Source organism: Clostridioides sp. ZZV14-6387 (assembly GCF_020657835.1).
GTDB classification, from domain to species: domain Bacteria; phylum Bacillota; class Clostridia; order Peptostreptococcales; family Peptostreptococcaceae; genus Clostridioides; species Clostridioides difficile_A.
Genome location: NZ_JAGWCW010000019.1, coordinates 26159 through 47322 on the forward strand (window position 1 = coordinate 26159; position 21164 = coordinate 47322).

General features: G+C 29.1%; 18 protein-coding genes. 15 read left to right on the plus strand and 3 right to left on the minus strand.

What is annotated here, in order from left to right; all coding sequences use genetic code 11:
* Positions 1 to 42 precede the first annotated feature (42 nt).
* The 3 genes from KGF38_RS12980 to KGF38_RS12990 all read left to right on the plus strand — a co-directional run bounded on the left by KGF38_RS12980 (position 43) and on the right by KGF38_RS12990 (position 2904).
* A complete protein-coding gene (locus tag KGF38_RS12980; RefSeq protein WP_054269443.1) occupies positions 43 to 1971 on the plus strand; it encodes an EAL domain-containing protein in 1929 nt (642 codons plus the stop codon).
* A gap of 198 nt (positions 1972 to 2169) precedes the next feature.
* Positions 2170 to 2580 (plus strand): universal stress protein, encoded by a 411-nt coding sequence (locus KGF38_RS12985; protein WP_054269444.1) that lies wholly within the window; start codon positions 2170 to 2172, stop codon positions 2578 to 2580.
* Between the two features lie 21 nt (positions 2581 to 2601).
* The gene (locus KGF38_RS12990) at positions 2602 to 2904 is read left to right on the plus strand and encodes a PTS Lactose/Cellobiose specific IIB subunit (protein ID WP_021383628.1); all 303 of its coding nucleotides are present in this window, start codon (positions 2602 to 2604) and stop codon (positions 2902 to 2904) included.
* Positions 2905 to 3018: 114 nt separating this feature from the next.
* On the opposite strand, the gene KGF38_RS12995 is transcribed toward KGF38_RS12990, so the two are convergent.
* A complete protein-coding gene (locus tag KGF38_RS12995) occupies positions 3019 to 3711 on the minus strand; it encodes a FadR/GntR family transcriptional regulator (protein WP_054269445.1) in 693 nt (230 codons plus the stop codon).
* Positions 3712 to 3736: 25 nt separating this feature from the next.
* Positions 3737 to 4924 carry an MFS transporter gene (locus KGF38_RS13000; protein WP_074179204.1) on the minus strand — a complete coding sequence of 396 codons (1188 nt, stop codon included), beginning with the start codon at positions 4922 to 4924 and terminating at the stop codon, positions 3737 to 3739.
* Positions 4925 to 5260: 336 nt separating this feature from the next.
* Here KGF38_RS13000 and KGF38_RS13005 point away from each other — a divergent pair, with 336 nt between their 5' ends.
* The 10 genes from KGF38_RS13005 (at position 5261) to KGF38_RS13050 (ending at position 16224) form a co-directional block, all read left to right on the plus strand.
* On the plus strand, positions 5261 to 7138 hold the full coding sequence (locus KGF38_RS13005) for a beta-glucoside-specific PTS transporter subunit IIABC (RefSeq protein WP_074179205.1): 1878 nt from the start codon (positions 5261 to 5263) through the stop codon (positions 7136 to 7138).
* Positions 7139 to 7248: 110 nt separating this feature from the next.
* Positions 7249 to 8655: a glycoside hydrolase family 1 protein gene (locus KGF38_RS13010; protein ID WP_054276090.1), complete on the plus strand. Its 1407-nt coding sequence runs from the start codon at positions 7249 to 7251 to the stop codon at positions 8653 to 8655.
* Positions 8656 to 8682: 27 nt separating this feature from the next.
* Entirely contained in the window at positions 8683 to 9531 is an 849-nt protein-coding gene (locus KGF38_RS13015; protein ID WP_074179206.1) for a PRD domain-containing protein, read from the plus strand.
* 380 nt (positions 9532 to 9911) lie between these two features.
* Complete coding sequence (gene rbr, locus KGF38_RS13020) at positions 9912 to 10448, plus strand: rubrerythrin (protein WP_074179207.1); 537 nt, start codon at positions 9912 to 9914, stop codon at positions 10446 to 10448.
* Positions 10449 to 10479: 31 nt separating this feature from the next.
* Positions 10480 to 10869, plus strand: coding sequence for a Fur family transcriptional regulator (locus KGF38_RS13025; protein WP_054269446.1), 390 nt, complete (start codon positions 10480 to 10482; stop codon positions 10867 to 10869).
* Positions 10870 to 10906: 37 nt separating this feature from the next.
* Positions 10907 to 11293, plus strand: a complete 387-nt coding sequence (locus KGF38_RS13030; RefSeq protein WP_054269447.1) for a desulfoferrodoxin family protein — start codon at positions 10907 to 10909, stop codon at positions 11291 to 11293.
* Between the two features lie 126 nt (positions 11294 to 11419).
* The gene (locus tag KGF38_RS13035) at positions 11420 to 12862 is read left to right on the plus strand and encodes a glutamate synthase-related protein (protein ID WP_054269448.1); all 1443 of its coding nucleotides are present in this window, start codon (positions 11420 to 11422) and stop codon (positions 12860 to 12862) included.
* 185 nt (positions 12863 to 13047) lie between these two features.
* Positions 13048 to 13863, plus strand: a complete 816-nt coding sequence (locus KGF38_RS13040; RefSeq protein ID WP_074179208.1) for an MBL fold metallo-hydrolase — start codon at positions 13048 to 13050, stop codon at positions 13861 to 13863.
* Positions 13864 to 14471: 608 nt separating this feature from the next.
* Positions 14472 to 15662 carry a hypothetical protein gene (locus KGF38_RS13045; protein WP_054269450.1) on the plus strand — a complete coding sequence of 397 codons (1191 nt, stop codon included), beginning with the start codon at positions 14472 to 14474 and terminating at the stop codon, positions 15660 to 15662.
* A gap of 172 nt (positions 15663 to 15834) precedes the next feature.
* Positions 15835 to 16224, plus strand: coding sequence for a DUF5071 domain-containing protein (locus KGF38_RS13050; protein ID WP_074179209.1), 390 nt, complete (start codon positions 15835 to 15837; stop codon positions 16222 to 16224).
* Between the two features lie 222 nt (positions 16225 to 16446).
* Here the strand turns inward: KGF38_RS13050 and KGF38_RS13055 are convergent, their stop codons facing one another.
* Entirely contained in the window at positions 16447 to 17574 is a 1128-nt protein-coding gene (locus KGF38_RS13055; RefSeq protein WP_227832446.1) for a DEAD/DEAH box helicase, read from the minus strand.
* A gap of 444 nt (positions 17575 to 18018) precedes the next feature.
* Here KGF38_RS13055 and nifV point away from each other — a divergent pair, with 444 nt between their 5' ends.
* Positions 18019 to 19212 carry a homocitrate synthase gene (nifV, locus tag KGF38_RS13060; RefSeq protein WP_054269452.1) on the plus strand — a complete coding sequence of 398 codons (1194 nt, stop codon included), beginning with the start codon at positions 18019 to 18021 and terminating at the stop codon, positions 19210 to 19212.
* Between the two features lie 24 nt (positions 19213 to 19236).
* Complete coding sequence (locus KGF38_RS13065) at positions 19237 to 21162, plus strand: aconitate hydratase (RefSeq protein WP_074179210.1); 1926 nt, start codon at positions 19237 to 19239, stop codon at positions 21160 to 21162.
* The last annotated feature ends 2 nt before the right edge of the window (positions 21163 to 21164 follow it).

Here is a 21164-nt window from a genome sequence, read left to right on the forward strand (position 1 = left end):
ATTAAAATAATTAAAATTAAACATTAATAGTGAGGGAAGTTTATGGTATGGCATATAGAATATGAAATTTTTTCTGCAATTATAGTTATTTTTTTAATGGTATATTTTTTTAGAAGTAAATTTATACCTACGTTACAAAACAAAATATATTGTGCACTTTTAATATTCTCATTTTTATTTATAATTTCAAATATTTTAGGCTCATTTTGCCTAAATAATGTAGATGAAATTCCAATTTTTATTACTGTTTTATTGAATCAAGTATATTTATTATTATTGCCAATACCAGCAGCACTTGTATCGTTTTATGTTATGGCTATTATTTATCAAGATATAAGGTATATGAAAAAAAGATTATTATTTTTATCTATACCACTCATAATTTGTATAATCTTATCTATCACAAATCCTTTTACACATATTCTATTTGGATTGTCAAAAGAAACAGGTTATATACGAGGTTATGGATATGTTGCAACTTTTGCATCGTTTTTCTTTTATGCAATATATTCAGCATTTTTGTCTTTTAAATATAGAAAAGCGATGCATGAATCAAAAATATGGGCTATTAGAGGTTTTCTTATAGTTTCAGTTGTAGCAATTATATTACAGGCAATATTTTTACAGTATCTTCTTACAGGAGCTGCATGTGCATGCAGTTTACTTTTGACATATCTTTCTATGCAGAATCGAGGTCTTATTATTGATGACCTTACTGGTGTACTCAATAGACAATCTTTTATTCAAGAGTTAGATTTAAATATCAATACTGAACAATCAGGATTTATTATTACAATTGCACTTGATGACTTTAAATTTATGAATGAAACTTTTGGGACTAAAAATGGAGATATTGCATTAAAAGAAGTTGGAAAATATTTGATTCACATACATGATGTAAACCATGTATACCGAATAGGTGGAGATATATTTTCTATTGTTGTAAATAGTCAACTAGGTATACAGCCAGAGGAGATTATTAAAAAAATAGAAGAAAGATTCAAAAGGCCTTGGTTAGTAGAAGAGATAAATTTTAATTTGGCAACTAGTATTGCTGTTGTTTATTATCCCGAAAATGCTGAGACAACAGAAGATGTAATAGTTGCTATAGATTTCTCTATACATGAGGCAAAGCGTTCTGAGTCAAAGCATGTTATTTATGCAGATGCAGCTATAAGTGAGAAAATAAAGAGGAAACATGTGATTAAAAATTGTTTAAAAGAGGCATTAAAAAATGATGGATTTGAAGTGTACTATCAACCAATATTCTCTAATAGTAAAGGTAGATTTACTTCAGCTGAAGCATTACTTAGGATGGAGCATAAAGACTTAGGATTTATACCTCCTGATGAATTTATAACAATTGCAGAACAAACAGGGTTGATTAACTCAATTGGGTTAGTAGTTTTTGAGAAAGTATGTAAATTTGTAGCTAGTGATGATTTTAAAGATTTGAAATTAGATAATATAGCTGTTAATCTTTCTGTAGTGCAGTGTATGCAAAAAAACTTGGCTGATGATTTACTTTATCTTATGGATAAATACAATGTATCACCAACTAAGTTTAAACTTGAAATTACAGAAACTGTGGCATTAGGTTCTTTTAATATAATTAAAGAAACGATGGAAAGATTGATTGATTTAGGAGCTAAGTTTTCACTTGATGACTTTGGAATTGCTTATTCTGGAGTTACTAATATGCTTTCTTTGCCATTCTCAATAATTAAGTTAGATAAGAGTTTGATTTGGTCTATGAATGAAGATGACAGGCACAAACTTACAGTTGAAACTATTATAGCTCTTATAAATAAATTGAACATGAAAGCTGTAGCAGAGGGTGTTGAGACTGCTGAATGTGCTGAAGACTTGGCAACTATGGAGTGTGAATATTTACAAGGTTATTATTTTTCTAAGCCAGTTCCAGAAGATATTTTGAAAAATCTATTGAGAGGAAACGCACTTGTAGACTAATATCCTTTATTTTTTTAATTACAATTTTGTTCATTGACACTGTCAGTTATATATTATAAAATTAACACAATAACAAATATTAAAATTATTATACATATTATTAATATTAATTCCTAAAGTAAAGATTTATTATATATTTTTATAACTTAGAATATATATTTTACTTAATTATTCTAAAGTAAGAAAGGAAGATGTGACATGAATAAAAAGAAAATATTAGTACCAATTGATGGGACAGAGAGAAGTATGCATTCTTTGGAATTTATACAAGGAATATTCAAAAAAGATGAAGTCGAAGTAGAAATAATGAATGTAAAAGAACTAGTATTTATTGATGGCATATCCCTGGCTGAAGAAATAAAGAATTCTGAGAACTTAGGAAGAAGAATCCTGGATAAAGCAGCAGAGATAATGGGTGAGTATGATGTTAAAGTACACTTTACTTTTGGATATCCAGGAGATGAAATAATTAGAAAAGCAAAAGAAGATAATGTAGATTTTATAGTTATGACAAAATCTACTAAAAAAGGTCTTACAAGAATTATAGGTTCAGTAACAGCGAGTGTAGTTAAACAAGCAAAGTGCATAGTAATGATTGTACCGGAGTAGAATTAGTGAGGTATTTGAAATATGAATAAAAAGATAGTAGCAGTTTGTGAAAGTGAAAGAAGTTTAAATTCTCTTAAGGAAGCTGCAAATGATTTAGGATTTGATTTAGTTTATGAAATTCAAGAGAATGATAATATAAAAAATGAACTTTCAATTTATGATATAGAAGATGCATCTATTGTATTATTTGTTACAAGCGATTCTATAGAAAGTATAGATAAGATTGACAGATTCATAGATAGAGAATTTTATGAAGTTGATCCAAAATATATAATAGAAGATGCAAAATCTATAGTAAGTGAAATTTTAATAGACTTAAATTAATCGTGGGTGTCGCACTAAAAATAGGGCGACGCCTTTTTATGTATTTTATAAGAAAATCCCAATTTACTTAAAATTGAGATTTTCTATAAAATAGATTTAAAATAAAGTATAAGCTTAATCATGTTGAAATAACTGAATAACATCTTCCAAATGATTGTACATTGATGTGTAACCTAAGTCAGAATCTTTATTGTCGAAGGCTATTATTATATTATTATGATGGCTAATCATATCCTGTAAAGAGTTTCTATATTTAAACCCAAAGTATTGGTTAGAAGACACTGTTTTAGGTATTAACTCATAATATTTTATAAAAATTGGATTATGAGAGGCCAATATTATTTCCTTATGAAATTGTAAGTCAGCATCATAACATTCTTCTATAAAACCTTGAGAAACCTTATCTAGTTCTTCTACTGACTTCAAATAGGCATGTCTTATTTTTTGAAGTTCTTTAGTAGTAGCATTTAAAATTGCCAATCTTGTAGCTTCACTTTCTATAAGTTGTCTTGACCTTAAAGATTCAACATAAAATTCTTGTATGTTGTGATTTTTATATACTTCATTATCATCAAACAGGTCAATTTTTTTGAATCCTTCAACTATAGGGCTTGAGTAAGGTATAGCCCTAAGTATTCCTTCTTTACAGAGTATGTCTATGGCGTTTCTTACAGGGATTCTACTTATATTAAACAAGTCAGCAATCTTTCTCTCACTTGGTAATTTACTATTAATTTTAAAAGTTCCATTTAAAATATTTAATTTAATATAATCAATAATTTTTTCAGTGGCATTTAAGTTTTTCATAAGAACTCCTAAACATATAATTTTTTTATGATTGTATTATATCATAGTTAAGAGTTAAATCTAGTTTTTTATAATATGTATAAGATAAGATAGAAGCCATTATAGCTATAATAGCTAAGGTAAAATAACCATATTGCATTGAAATATAATCTGATATTTTACCAACTAACATTGGAAATATAGACATTCCTATAGCATAAATTGCTTGAAAGAATCCCATTGCAGTAGATTTCTGATGTTTTGGTACATTTTTCATAGATTCACTAGTAAGGTAAGAAAGGAGTATACCTGTAGACATACCTGGGAGTAATTGTAATATAAAAATTATAGTAATATTTTTTACTGTTGGAACTAGAAAACAATAAACTGAAATAAAAAGAAATACTAGAGGAATCCAAAACTTAGGCCCATACTTGGTACAAAATTTAGTAGATGCAAATCCAGAAAAGGCAACAGCACACAACATATAAAATATAGAGGATAGACCTATAAGGGTAGAGCTAGAACCTAAGTCTTTAAGAATTTGAGTAGTAAATGACATCGTTGTAGACATTTGAATACCTTGTTGAATCAATGCCATAAAAGAAAAAAATATAAGTCTTTTATCCATACATATATATAGAGAGTCTTTAATAGATATTTTTTTTAGTATATTATTTGAGTTGTGTTCTTTTATATTTAAAGCTAGGATTGTTCCAATAGCTGAAGATGATACACTCATAATACATAGAGTTGTCATTCCAAATTTTTCATAAAATAAAGTACTCATAACAAATCCAATTAACATCCCTAGATTGTTTACTAATATTATTATGCTTGTAGATTTTTGTTGATGTTTTACAGAAAAAAAGTTGGTGTAGTGGACCATGTAAGAAATCCAAGTTGATGATGATATTCCAGATAGAATATTAGCTATAAGAAAACCACTACCTCCAGGAGAAAAGATTCTTATAAGAGAGGCTAAACCAGCAAAGAAAATTCCTGACAGTATAAATATTTTATGTTTATTTATTGAGTCAGCAAAGACTCCAACAGGAAGTCTTAGTAAACATTGTGAGATTCCATAGGCACCTATTATTATACCTATCATGTTTGTAGACACATTACAGGCATTCAAATATGGATTTTGAAATGGTATGTATACATATTGCGAAAACCAGAAAAATGCAACAATAATAAGTAAAAGTAGTTTTTGATTAGATATTTTTTTCATATTATCCTCCAAATGGTATTTTTATAATGCAAATAATATACCATTTAGAATTTTTAATCAAGTATTTTATGATTAAAAAATAAATTAAATATATAATTATTATTTACTAAAAAATTATATTTTATAGTTGAATTAAGAAAACGCTTGTGTTAATATTAAGTTAACAAATTTGAATATTATAACAGTAGACGTGTTACTGGTAATGCAGGCAAGATCGAATCAATTTTTATAGATTATCTATAGGGTACTATGGGTATAATCTATTTATTTGGTTCGATTTTTTTGTTTAAATGGCCATAAAACAAAAAGCCTATAATTTAAAATGGAGGATTTTTTATGGATTATAAAAATATAGCTCAAGAAATTCTACTAAACGTAGGAGGAAAAGAGAATATAAATGAAGTGACTCACTGTATGACAAGGCTTCGATTTAAGGTTAGGAATTCTTCTAAAGTGGATAAAGAAAAGTTATCCAAGACAGAAGGAGTAATAACTGTTGTTGAGAGTATGGGTCAAATACAAGTTGTAATTGGTAATAAAGTAAAAAAAGTATACGACGAGGTCATAAAAATGGTGCCTCAAACAAATGAAGTAAGTAAAAGAAATGAAAATCAGGAAAAACAAGGTATAATGAATTCGATATTATCTGCAGTAGCTGGTATATTCACACCAACAATACCTGCTATAGCAGGAGTTGGTATGATTAAAGGTATTTTATCAGTCCTTGCAATGTATTATATGAATAAAAATGGAGTGGATATAAAAGAAACTCAAAGTTATATCATTTTAAATGCCATGGCTGATTCCATATTTTACTTTATGCCAATTATACTAGGATATACTGCGGCTAAGGTATTTAATGCAAATAAAATAATATCAATGGTACTAGGGGCTACACTTTGTTATCCTGCTTTTACAACTTTGATGGCAGGTGAAGAGACAGTTAGATTTTTAGGGCTGGTAGTAACTAAAGCTACATATACATCATCTGTTATTCCAATAATTATTGCTATATGGGCTCTTTCATATGTTGAAAAAGTATTAGAAAGGTATATCCCTGAAGTAATCAAAATAATAATGGTTCCCACACTATCATTAGTTATAATGCTACCTGCAACATTATTTCTATTTGGACCAATTGGGATATATATAGGAAATGTAATAAACTTTTCTTATAAGTATATTTATGAACTAAGCCCTGCATTGTGTGGAGCTTTTGTAGGTGGTTTATGGTGTGTGTTGGTTATATTTGGTGCACATAGAGCATTGTTACCAATAGGTATAAGTGATGTTGCTCAGACAGGAAGACAAAATTTATTGGCATTTGCAGGAGCTGCTAACTTTTCACAAGCAGGAGCTGCTCTAGGGGTATTCTTCAAAACCAAAAATCAAGGTCTAAAAACAATTTCTATGTCTGCAACTATAACAGCTCTATTTGGTATAACTGAACCTGCAATATACGGTGCTAATCTTAGGCTGAAAAAACCTATGGTATGTGCTGTAATATGTGGTGCAATTGGAGGTGCCATAATGGGAATGGGTGGAGCTTATGGTAACGCATTTGCAAACCAAGGTGTTTTAACTATACCTGTATATGCTGAAGCAGGTACATTAGGATTTTTAAGTTATTTAGGAGGTTGTGCTATAGCATTTTTTGGGTCAGCTATTTCAACTTATATAATTGGATTTGAATATTTAGAAGAAGTTTCAAAAGAAGAGAGTTCAGTTATAAAAATAGAAACACAAGATGGTGTTATTGATATAACTTCTCCTGTTGAGGGCGAATGTATAGAGTTATCAGAAGTAAAGGATGATGTATTTGCATCAAAAGCTATGGGAGAAGGTATAGCTGTATTACCTACAAAAGGAGTAATAACAGCACCTACTGACTGTGAAGTAGCTTCCTTATTTCCAACATTACATGCAATAGGATTAAAGCTAGATAATGGAGCAGAAATGTTAATACATGTTGGAATTAATACAGTAGAGTTAAATGGTAAATACTTTACAAAACATGTCAATCAAGGAGATTTAGTGAAGAGAGGCGATAAACTTATATCCTTTGATATAGATAAAATAAAAAAGGCTGGTTATGATGTAACTACACCAGTTATAGTAAATAATACATTTGATTTTGGACAAGTAGTTTCTTGTAAGCCTAGTTATGTATCTACTAATGATAATATTATTTCATTAGTATTAGCTAATAACTAAGTTAATTTAACTAGAAATAAGTAAAAAATGAATAATCAAGTATATTAAAAAAGTGAGCTTACTGCAATGAATTAATAAAGAAAATAATTAATGTAAAAGGAGAAATATTTATGAGTACAGGATTTCCAAAAAATTTTTTATGGGGAGCATCATCTTCTGCATTTCAAGTAGAAGGAGCTTGGGATGAAGATAATAAAGGCAAAACCGTAGCTGACTACAATTCTTTTAAAAAATCTCATTTACAAGCAGATACTAAGATAGCATCAGATTTTTATCATAACTATGAAGAAGATATTGAATTAATGAAAGATTTAGGGATGAAGACCTATCGTTTTTCAATTTCATGGGCTAGAATAATTCCAGATGGTGAAGGAGAGATAAATCAAAAGGGTATAGATTTTTATAACAAGATAATAGATAAACTAATAGAGTGTGATATTGAACCATTTGTAACTTTATACCATTTTGACCTTCCATTTGCACTAGTAGAGAAATACAATGGATGGGAAAGTAGAAAAACTGTTTATGCTTTTGAAAAGTTTGCTAAAATATGTTTTAAGTATTTTGGAGATAGAGTAAAGTATTGGCAACCTCATAATGAACAGAATCTAATTGTTAGAGTAGAGGAGCGAATTAATATATATGATGAAACAGACCCATGGAAGATAGATAAGATGCGTGCTCAGATGGATTACAACCTTTGTCTAGCACATGCATTAGCAGTTAATGCATGCCATGAAATGATAGAAGGAAGTAAAATTGGAGCAGCTGTATCATCATCTGTAACATATCCTCTTACATCCAAGCCAGAAGATGTGTATGCTGCTAGAATGAATGATAACTTTAAAGTGTACTATATGCTTGATATGCATCATTATGGAGAATATCCAGGATATTATATGAATTACCTTGAAAAAAGAAATATAATTCCTCATATGGAAGAAGGGGACAAAGAAATACTTAGAAAATCTAAAATGGATTTTATAGCTGTAAATTACTATAGAACAAATTGTGCAGAAGCCTTACCTGAGGATTCGCAACATCCATTTGGCTTAAGAGAAGGAACTGTTGATTTTAGTATGTATGGATTATTTAAAATGTCGATGAATCCTAATCTGAAAGCTTCAGAATATGGAGCATCAATAGACCCATCAGGTCTTAGGGTAGCTTTAAATGAATATTGGCAAAGATACCACTTACCTGTTATAATAACTGAAAATGGACTTGGAGCTAAAGATGTATTAGAAAAAGGAAAAATTCACGATGACTATCGTATAGATTATTTAAGAAGTCACATAAATGCATGTAAATTAGCTATTGAAGATGGTGTAGAGATGATTGGATATTGTCCATGGTCATTTACAGACCTTTTAAGTTCTTCACAAGGTTTTAATAAGCGTTATGGACTTGTTTATATAAATAGAACAGACCATGAAGTTTTAGACTTACAAAGAATAAAGAAAGATAGTTTTTACTGGTATAAAGAAGTTATAGAGAACAATGGAATAACAAAATAAACATAAATATATATTGAGGGTTTTAGTATGTATATTACAAAGGTATTAAACAATTCATTGCTACTTGCAAAGGATGATAATGGCGAAGAAATAATATTGATGGGGAAAGGTATTGGTCACAATTATAAGGTTGGGTCTGAGTTGAATAAAGAAGATATAGAAAAGACCTTTGTTCTTCATGATGAAAATACAAAAAAGAGTATTATACAACTTGCATCAGAAATAGATGCAGAATACTTTGGTATAGCTCAAATGATAATCGCATATGGAATAGAAAAATATAACTTAAAACTTATGAACCATATATATTTGGCTTTAACTGACCACATCGCCTTTGCAGTGAGACGCTTTAAAGAAGGTATAATGATTGAGAATCACTATTTGTTTGAAATAAAAGAGTTTAACCCAAAAGAATATGATATAGGAAGATATGCAATTACTGCTTTTAAAGAGGTTCTTGGCTTAGAGTTACCAGAAGAGGAAATTGGTAATATAGCAGGTCATTTTATAAATGCACAACAGGATAATCCCTATAGTGATAGAAATAAGAGAAGTGCTAAGATTGTAAATGCTATTTTGCAGATAGTTCATTATCACTTTTCTATTGTATATAATAAAGAGTCATTTTATTATAGGAGATTTGTAATGCATCTAAAGGCATTTTCACAAAGATTTCTAGCCAATGAACCATCAAAAGAAAAGATAGATTTTATTTATGAGCAAGTTCAAAAAAATTGTAAGGAAGAGTATGAATGTGTAAAAAAGATAGGAGCTTATATATACAAGGAGTATTCTAGAAAATTGCCTAAACAAGAGGAATTATATTTAATGATTCATATTCATAAGATTTTAGGAGAATTAGATGAAAATTGTTAGAATATCTTAGTATATTAGTAATCTGATAACAAAAACAAGAATTAATTAAATTTTAATAAGGAAATTACTTAAAGAGATAGTGAATATTCACTATCTCTTTGTTTTTATATAAAAGTAGGCAAGGTGAGTAGTTCGTCAAATATATATAACATAATTTTCAAAAGTATTTACATCAGAAAAGAAATAAAAATTGTAGTTAAAAAATATTTCATGGACTGAGAATAAATCTAAAATATATTTTTTTAATAATATGTTAGAAAATGAGAATATTTAAATAAAAAAAAGAATATTATATATAGTTGACAAAATGTGGAAATTAATATATTATATAAATATAGAAATAGTAATCATTACTATTATTGAAAAGGGAGGAATTAATTATGAATTTAAAAGGAACTAAAACAGAAAAAAATTTAATGGCAGGATTTGCAGGAGAATCAGAAGCAAGAAACAAATATACATACTATGCTTCAAAAGCTAAAAAAGAAGGCTATAATCAAATAGCTGCTATATTTGAAGAAACTGCTAACAATGAAAAAGAACATGCTAAGTTATGGTTTAAGCTTTTACATGATGGCATGCCTTCAACAGAAGAAAATTTAAAAGATGCAGCAGCAGGTGAAAACTATGAGTGGACTGATATGTATGCAAAATTTGCTAAAGAAGCTAAAGAAGAAGGATTTGACAAAATAGCTTATTTATTTGAGGCTGTTGGAAAAATAGAGAAAGAGCATGAAGAAAGATACTTAAAGCTTTTAGAAAACTTAAATGAAGGAAAAATATTTAAAAGAGATGAAGAGGTTGTTTGGCAATGTCAAAACTGTGGTCATGTTTATGTAGGTACTGAAGCACCAGAAAAATGCCCAGTATGTGACCATCCAAAGGCTTACTTCAATATAAAAGCTGAAAACTATTAAAAATTATTATAATTAAAAAGGAATGTTAACTATGAAATTTTCTAAACAAAGAGAACTGATTTTAAATGAAATATTAAATAATCCGGTTCACCCTACTGCGGATTACCTATATGAAAATTTAAAAAAAGATAATCCAAATTTAAGCTTAGGAACTGTGTATAGAAATTTAGCCCAGCTGACAGAACATGGCTTTATAAGAAAGGTTAGTATTCCAGGAAATCCAGATAGATTTGATGGTAGAATAGATAATCACTATCATATCATATGTGAAGTATGTGGAGAGGTGTACGATTTAGAATCTGATGTTCTTAATAATTTAAAAGAATCAATAGCAGAGGAAACAGACATAAAAATAACATCTTATAACATAAGTTTTAAAGGGATTTGTAATAATTGTGAAAAGTGTAGCCAAGTAGGTTAACTTTCAAATTCTAAAAAATAATTAATGAGGTGAGTTTATGTGTAGTGAACAAAAATTTTTTATATGTGAGACTTGTGGAAATATTGTAGGAATGATACAAAATAGTGGCGTACCTGTTTTCTGTTGTGGAAAGCCTATGAAAGAGCTTGTTCCTAATACAACAGATGCAGCAGTTGAAAAACATGTACCTGTGATTGAAGTAGAAGGAAATAATGTTACTGTAAAAATAAGTAGTGTTGCTCATCCAATGACTAAAGAACATCATATAGCATGGGTATATCTTATGACTGAGCAAGGTGGTCAACGTAAATGTCTAACAGTAGATGGAGAACCTATAGTTAAATTTGCTTTGAATGATGATGATAAAGTGATTTCTGCATATGCTTACTGTAATTTACATGGATTATGGAAGGCTGAACTGTAATATTTAAATAAATTGAATTTAAAGGGGAGGCTATAACTGTATTTTATACAAATGGCCTCCTATAAATTTATATAAATTCAATTTTTAGTTTTATTTAATGTCAATATAACATAAGGAGAAAATAATATGTCAATTTATAAATGTAGTGTTTGTGGATATATTTATGATGAATCTAAGAATGATAAAACTTGGGATGAATTGAGTGAAGACTGGGAATGCCCTGTATGTACAAAAGGTCGTAGTTATTTTGGTAAGATAAGTACTGTTTACTATGAAGAAGATGAAAAGGGAGCAGAAGATATTGCTGAAAATGAGACTGAGGTAACTAGTGAAAAAACAGGTGATTTAAACTACATAAATACATATTTAAGAAGAGATGATGAAGTTGAGAAACATATGGACATAATCCATGAAATGGCTGTTACAGGGAAGTCTATAATAGAACCTATGAGAACTAAACTACCAGTAATTTCTTGGGATGATATTTTAATTATGGGTGCTCAATTAAATCCATTACCTTTAAATGAGCATGATGAAGTAAATACAACAACAATAATAGGAAAAAAAGCAAAAAAACCTATGATTATAGAAAATCCAGTTTATATTTCCCATATGTCATTTGGAGCTTTGTCTAAAGAACTAAAAATAGCTTTAGCAAAGGGAGCAGCTAAAAGTAAGACAGCTATGTGTAGTGGAGAAGGTGGTATATTGCCAGAAGAAAAAGAAGCTTCATACAAGTATATCTTTGAATATGTACCAAATAAGTACAGTGTCACTGAAGAAAATCTTAAAAATTCTGATGCTATAGAGATAAAAATTGGTCAAGGAACAAAACCTGGTATGGGAGGTCATCTTCCTGGCGAAAAGGTTACTGAAGAAATAGCAAAGGTGAGAAATAAGCCTGTAGGTCAAGATGTAATAAGTCCATCTTGTTTTGAGGAAATACAGTCTAAAGAAGACTTAAAGAAACTTGTAGATGAGCTTAGAGAAGTTTCAGAAGGGCGTCCAATTGGTGTTAAAATTTCAGCAGGACATATTGAAAAGGACATGGAATTTATAGCTTATGCGAAACCTGACTTTGTAACTATTGATGGTCGTGGTGGAGCTACTGGCGCAAGTCCAAAATTGCTTAAAGATGCAACTTCAATTCCAACAATATTTGCTCTTCATCGTGCTAGAAAATATATAGATACACATGAATTAGATATAGATTTAGTTATAACAGGTGGACTTCGTGTATCTACTGATTTTGTTAAGGCATTAGCTATGGGTGCTGATGCAATTGCTATTGCAAGTTCTGCTCTTATGGCAGCTGCATGTCAACAGTATCGTATATGTGGTTCTGGTAAGTGTCCTGTAGGAGTAGCTACTCAAGATGAAGAATTAAGAAAAAGATTACATATAGAAAATAGTGCTAATAGAGTGGCAAACTTCTTAAATGTAAGTTTAGAAGAACTTAAGACTTTTGCTAGGGTTTCTGGGCATAAGGATATACATGATTTAAGTGTTGATGATTTGTATACAGTTAACTCTGAAATATCAAATTATACAAATATACAACATGTATAGGTTTTAAGTTTAGAACTATTAATAGATATATATATTTATAAAAATAAGAGTGAATATAGTTTATGTAAGGAGAATTTTACTTTGTAAAGTTCTCTTTATTATTGTGAAAATTAAAAATATTAAATTGTAAAATATTCTGTGATATCGTACTATTAAACTAAATAATATTTTAAGGAGTGATTATCATGGAAAGGTTAAAGATACAAGTTCTTGTTGATAATAATACATACATTGATAGATATTTTGTTGGAGAACCAGCAGTAAGCTATTATATTGAAATTGATGGTAATAAAGTTTTATTTGATTCAGGATATTCAGATGTATTTATATCAAATGCTGAAAAGCTAGATATAGATTTAGGCGACTTAACTCATGTTGTTTTTTCTCATGGGCATAATGACCATACAAGAGGCATTAAGTTTCTGAAAGATAAGTATGACTTATCTAAAGTTGAGCTTGTCGCACATCCCAATTGTTTTATACCTAAAAAAGAAGGCAATGAGAATATAGGTGCTCCATTTTCTGTTGATGAAATTAAACAAATTTTTATATATAATCCTCAAGAAAAACCTTTTAATATAAGTGAGGATTGCATATTTTTAGGTGAAATACCTACTGTACATAATTTTGAAAAAAGAGCTAAAATGGGCAAATATAAAGTAGGAGATTTGTGGGAAGATGATTGTGTTTTAGATGATTCTGCTATAGTCTGTAAAACTGATAAAGGTCTTTTTATTATTACAGGATGTTCTCATAGTGGAATTTGTAATATAGTAGAGTATGCTAAAAAGGTATGCAGAGATGACAGAATCATTGGTATATTAGGAGGTTTTCATCTTTTTGAATTGGATGATAGGTTAGATAGTACAATTCAATATTTAGAGAAAGAAGGAATAAAAATGTTGTACCCTTGTCATTGTGTTTCTTTTAAAGTAAAAGCTAAGATGAATGAAACTTTAAGTGTGAATGAAGTGGGAGTAGGGTTGACTTTAAACATATAAAATTTAAGTTGCTATTTAAAAGGAGTTGAACTTAAAATTTGATTAGAAAAAATCATTTTTAAGATAGCTCCTTTTATTATATTTATTTTTAAAAAAATTAATATAGTATTATATGAAATATTGTAAAAAAATTATTTTTAATGAGATTATATTTTCATTAATAAACAATTTTATCATGTATTAATAATGAGAAAATAAGTAGTAAATAAAGTGAATTTATTTACATCTATGAATTATTTTAGAAATTATATTGATTATTCTTATTGAATCCAATAGTTTCAATAAAGATGATACTATATCAAACTTAATATAATATAATAATTATTATATTATTATTAAATAATAATTATGTAATAATAAAAAATGATTTGTATAAAATTTAACATCAAAAAAGACATTTCATAAGAATAAAAAACAAAAAGATTTAAATATAAGTTAAAAAACAAAATAAATATATCAAAAATATTTAATATAAGGTGAAAGATAAACTATAAATGCTAATTTATTGGAAAAATCAGGTTGAATTTAAGAAACAAAAATGTTATTGTTTTATCAAGAAAGTGTTAAAAAATAAACTTTCGTTATAATTTTTAGGGGAGGATGGTTTCATGCAAAAAAATGTAAAAAAAGCAAAAGCAACAGGCTCTATTTTAGCTATTTTTGGAGTTGCAAGTGTTCTTTTTAGCTCTCATGCTGGAGGAGGATTTGCTACAGGGAATCAAGAAACTCAGTATTATGTGCAGTATGGATGGACAGCACCACTCATGGCAGTTTTAGCAATGATTATACTTACTGCTACTATGAGAGAAGTTATTATAATGTATAATAATAATAATTGTAGGAATTATAAGGATTTATTTTGTGAACTTTGGAGTCCATATCCAAAACTTGAAATAATATGGGAAATATATTACTATCTAATGGTTTTAATAGCCGTAAGTGCTGTAATAGCAGGTGCAGCAGCAGTATTCCAAAGTATAGGTATGAATTATTTTGTATCTGTATTTATTATAGGAATCGTACTTCTTGCCTTTACTATATTTGGAGCTATGCTTGTATCTAAAGCAGCTACAGCAATGACAATAGCTATACTAATATGTACACTTACTATTTTTATTGTAGGAATAAAAGCTAAGGTACCAGAAATAACAGGAATATTATCAAATAGAACTAGTTTCACACCAGGATATATCAAGCCAATACTCAATACCTTTATTTATGCAGGTTTTCAGTCAGTTGTTATACCTACACTTGCAGGATGTTCAAGACCACTTCTTAAAAACTCAAAAGAAGCGACTAAAGCAATGGTAGTTTCATTTATTATGAATGCAGTTGCGTTAGGGCTTGCTGTAACTATGTTAATGGGATGGTATAAAGAATTTACTGCTGCTGGTCAAACAACACTTCCTACTCTTTATGTTGCAAGTCAATCTGGAAATAATACTATATATATAATTTATAATGTTGCATTATTCCTTTGCTTAATGTCTACAGGAGTAACTACCATATTTGGTCTTGTAAATAGATTTGAAGACCATAAAGCACTTTCTTTCCTTTCTTCAAAAATGAAAAGAAGGGTATTTACAGCCTGTGCAATAATGATAGTGTCAATGCTTATATCTCTTACAGGATTAAGTAATATAGTTAAGTACGGATATGGATATTGTGGTTATTTGGGTCTATTCACTATAGTAATTCCTTTCCTTACATTAGGTCATTATAAGAATAAGAAATTTGCAAAGGAACATCCAGAAGCTAAATGGCCAGCCGAATTAAACGAAAATATTGAAAATTTATAAGGTGAGTAGTACTTTAAATAAAAGAGATAGTTTAATTAATAAGTCGAAAATATAGTCAAAAAAATAGAGTATATTACTATTTAAATATGATAAAATAGGGTTGAAAAATAAATTGATAAATTAAAATTTGGAAAATATAAGAACATAATATATTTATTAGGAGAATTAAGTTATGGAAAATATTGAAGAATTGCTCCCTAAAGATAAATCTGATAATAGTAATATCGAAAAATTAAAATTATTATCTGATGAAGACATAAGGCCGATTTGTTATAGATTATTGGAATGGATGCAAGATTATAACTGGCCTGTTGCAAAAGAAATTTTACCTGTTTTGGCTCTACATCAAGAGTTAATTACTCCATTAATAATGGATGTTCTTTCAGAAGACGATGATGACTGGAAATATTGGATAATTTCATGTCTTTTGCCACTGTTTGTAGATAAAAATCTTGAACCTATAATTCCACTTGTTAAGAGAATCGCTGAAAATCCAACTAAATGGGAATGTGAAGCAGAGGTAGATGAAATATCAAAAGTATTCTTAAAAAGAATATTATAAATAATAGTTGAGTATATTTATTGAGATTATTTGTAAAATTTAATATTAAACAACTTGGAAACAGGTAATATAAAATTAATAATAGATAGAAAAAGCTGTAATCATAAAGGTTACAGCTTTTTTATACAATATAAAATAGTATTATAATAAAGAAAAAGTTGATACCTACTTTCTGTATATTATAGTGTTTATATACTATTGGCATTTTAAGTAGTCTATATATTACAATTCTATAATTCTTCTACTAATTTTAGATTCTATAGCTGTTTCTATTTCACTTAGCATTCGTTCATTTTTAGGGTCAATAAAAGCACATGTATAGCCTTCTTCGCCAGCTCTACCAGTTCTACCAATACGATGGATATAGTCCTCTGATGTTTCTGGCAAATCGTAATTATATATATGACTAACTCCAGATATATCAAGACCACGAGAGGCAACATCTGTAGCTATTAAGTATTGTATATCTAAATTTCTAAATGATTTCATTATTCTTTCACGTTTTGATTGAGCAATATCACTGTGCAGTTTTTGACAATTGTATCCTCTTATAGCAAGTGCTTCTTCAAGATTGTCAACTCTTCTTTTAGTTCTACAAAATATTATTGCCATAAAAGGATTATCTTCATCTAAAACTTTACATAAAGCATCCAGTTTTTTTCTATCTGTAGTTTCTACTACTTCTTGTTTTATATTATTAAGAGTAATTTCTTCTTTTTGAATAGAAACTATAACTGGGTTTTTCGTATATCTATAAGCTAATTTTTTTACTTGAGAATTCATAGTTGCAGAAAAGCATAATGTTTGCTTTTTGTTTGAAGTTTCTTTTAAAATAGCTTCAACTTCATTTTTAAATCCCATAAGCAACATTTGGTCTGCTTCATCTAAAACAAAAGTTTTTAACTTACTAAGGTCAATCGTTTTTCTATTTAGATGGTCTAAAAGTCTACCTGGTGTAGCTATAATCATATGGATATTTCCTTTTAGTTTCTTTATTTGAGAACCAATATCCTTTCCTCCGTAAGCTGCTAGAATATTTACGTCTTTAGATTCTTTAAGTTTTATAGCTTCTTCTGTTATTTGAATAGCTAGTTCTCTTGTTGGAGAGAGTATAAGTACTTGTATATCATCTATATCTAATGATATATTTTCAAATATTGGAAGCAAAAAAGCAAGTGTTTTTCCTGTACCAGTTTGAGCCTCTGCTATAACATCTTTTCCTTCTTTTATCAATTGAATACTTTCTTTTTGTATAGGTGTAGGTGCTGTTATTCCTGATTTTCCTAGAATATTTATTGTATTTTCACTAATCCCTAAGCTTTTGAAATCCATTATTATCTTACCTTTCATGAAAAATTTTCTTTTTTATTAATCAATTAATAATATCATATTTGTAAGTATTTTTAGTAATTTTTTTGATTATTATTTATATAGTTTAGAAATACATGAAGATACTTTAAAATGGAATGTATCTTAAATTAAATTTTAGTAGGAATTTTATAGGTTTATTTTTAAAGGTTTTTTGAAAATAAACCTATTTAAAAATTAAATTAAAATGCAAGAAAAACATAATAACTTTCATTTTTAAGAAGTTTTCACAAAAAAGAAAAAATATAGTGCAATAAATGATATAAAGTAATATAATAGATTACAAGATATGAAAAGGCAAAAAAATAAATTGCAAATGAAATTAAAATGAATAAAAAATAAAAAAATAATCATAAGTTAGAGGTATCAATGAAAAATAAAAGTGAATGTTTTTAAAATTAAAAGTATACTAAGGGGGGCATTAATATGTGCATTATATCAAAAGATAGAGCAAAGGAAATAAAAATAGTAGATACTACTTTAAGAGACGGAGAGCAAACAGCTGGGGTTGTTTTTGCAAATAGAGAAAAAATAATGATTGCTGAAATGTTAAGTGACCTAGGTGTTGACCAAATCGAAGTTGGTATACCTACTATGGGTGGAGATGAAAAAAATGTAATAAAGCACATATGTAGTAGAAACTTAAAATCAGATATAATGGCTTGGAATAGAGCAGTAATAAAAGATGTTGAAGAATCTATTTCTTGTGGCGTTGATGCAGTAGCTATATCAATATCAGTATCTGACATTCATATAGAAAATAAATTGAGAACTTCTAGAGGTTGGGTTTTAGAAAATATGGCTAAAACAGTTGAATTTGCAAAGCAAAATGGATTATATGTTTCAGTAAATGGAGAAGATGCTTCAAGAGCAGATATAGACTTCTTAACTGAATTTATAAAAGTTGGAAAACAAGCAGGAGCAGATAGATTTAGATACTGTGATACAGTAGGAGTTATGAATCCTTTTTCTATAAAGAATACAATAGAAACTCTTTATGAAAGAACTAATTTTGACATAGAAATGCATACACATAATGACTTTGGAATGGCAACTGCAAATGCACTTGCAGGAATAGCAGCAGGAGCAAATTATGTTGGAGTTACAGTAAATGGCTTAGGTGAAAGAGCAGGAAATGCAGCATTAGAAGAAGTTTTAATGGCACTTAAGTGTATTTATAAATGTGATTTAAATAACATAGATACTAGAAAATTTAGAGGAATATGTGAGTATGTGTCACAGGCATCAGGAAGAATTCTTCCTACATGGAAACCAGTAGTTGGAGATAACATGTTTATACATGAATCTGGTATACATGCAGATGGAGCATTAAAAGACCCACATAACTATGAGCCATTTGACCCAAGTGAAGTAAATCTTGAAAGAAAAATAGTAATAGGTAAACATTCAGGAAGAGCTGCAGTTGTAAATAAGTTGAGTGAATACGAAATGTATATTTCTCCAGAAAACGCTACCAAACTATTAAATGCTATAAGAGCTACATCAATAAGATTAAAAAGAAGTTTAATGGACAAAGAAATTCTTCAATTATATTGTGATATACTAGCACATGAGAAGGAAACAACAGAAGAAGAAGCAGTTAGAGGTTCATACATTTAAGATATAATTGTTTAGGAGGAAAATATGGGAGATAATATAGTTTATAAAATAATTAAAAAACATATAGTAGATGGAGAAGCTGTTGCTGGTAACTCAATTGGTATAAAGATAGACCAAACTTTGACACAAGATTCTACTGGAACAATGACATATCTTCAATTAGAAGCTATGGGGATAGATAAAGTAAAAACTAAAAGAAGTGTAGCATTTGTAGACCATAATATGTTACAACAAGGATTTGAAAATGCAGATGACCATAAATATATACAAACAGTGGCAGATAGATATGGAGTTTATTTCTCTAAACCAGGAAATGGTATTTGCCATCAAGTATTTTTAGAAAGATTTTCAACACCAGGAGATACACTTTTAGGTTCTGATAGCCACACACCTACTGCTGGAGGTGTGGGCATGATGTCAATTGGAGCTGGTGGGTTAGATGTTGCTCTTGCCATGGCAGGAGGAGCATACTATATAAAGGCACCAAAAGTCTGTAAAGTGAATCTAGTTGGAAAATTAAACAATATGGTATCTTCAAAAGATATAATATTAGAGGTATTGAGAAAACAAACTGTAAAAGGTGGAGTAGGTAAAGTTTATGAGTATGGTGGAGAAGGTGTAAAAAGTTTATCTGTTCCACAAAGAGCTACAATAACAAATATGGGAGCTGAACTTGGAGCAACTACTTCAATCTTCCCAAGCGATGAAAAAACGCTAGAATTCTTCAAAAGTCAAGGAAGAGGAGATGCATGGATAGAGCTAAAACCAGATGCAGATGCAGTTTATGATGAAGAGATTACTATAAACTTGGATGAATTAAAACCATTAGCTGCAAAACCTCATAGCCCAGATAATGTAGATGAAGTTGAAAACATAGGAAAAATTAAAATAGACCAAGTTGCAATAGGAAGTTGTACAAATTCTTCTTATGAAGACTTAATGAAAGTAGCTCAAATCTTAAAAGGAAATAAGGTACATAAGAATGTGAGTTTGGTAATAGCACCAGGTTCAAGACAAGTTATGGAGATGATTGCTAGAAATGGAGCTTTGGCAGATATAATAAGTTCCGGAGCTAGAATATTAGAAAATTCTTGTGGTCCATGTATAGGAATGGGGCAATCTCCAGGTACTGATTCTGTGTCTTTAAGAACTTTCAATAGAAACTTCTATGGAAGAAGTGGAACTTTATCAGCACAAGTATACTTAGTGAGCCCAGAAGTGGCAGCAGTAAGTGCAATAAAAGGAGAACTTACAGACCCAAGAGAATTTGATATTAAATTTACAGACTTAGATGTAAATGAGTTTTTAATAGATGATAGCATGATAATAAAACCTGCTGATGTAGGAAGCGATGTAGAAGTAGTTAGAGGTCCTAATATAAAACCTTTCCCTCTTAATACAGAGTTAAGTCAGTCTATAGATGGAAAAATTATACTAAAGACAGAAGATAATATAACTACTGACCATATAATGCCATCAAATGCTAAATTACTTCCTTTCAGAAGTAATATACCATATCTTGCAAACTATTGTTTTAATACTGTAGATACAGAATTTCCTCAAAGAGCAAAAGATAATAATGGTGGATTTATAGTTGGTGGAGATAATTATGGGCAAGGTTCAAGTAGAGAGCATGCAGCTTTAGCACCATTATATTTGGGTGTAAAAGGGGTAATAGTAAAGAGCTTTGCAAGAATCCATAAAGCTAATTTAATAAATAGTGGTATAATTCCAATGGAGTTCTGTGATGAGAAAGATTATGAAAACTTATCTCTTTTAGATAATCTTGAAATACCAAATATTTTGGATAATTTAGATAGTGGAATTTTGGAAGTTAAAAACACAACTAAAGGAACTTCTTTTAAAGTTAAGGCAGAATTATCAGCAAAAGAAGTTGATGTATTAAAAGCTGGTGGAAAATTAAATTACACTAAAAATCAATCTAATTAGTA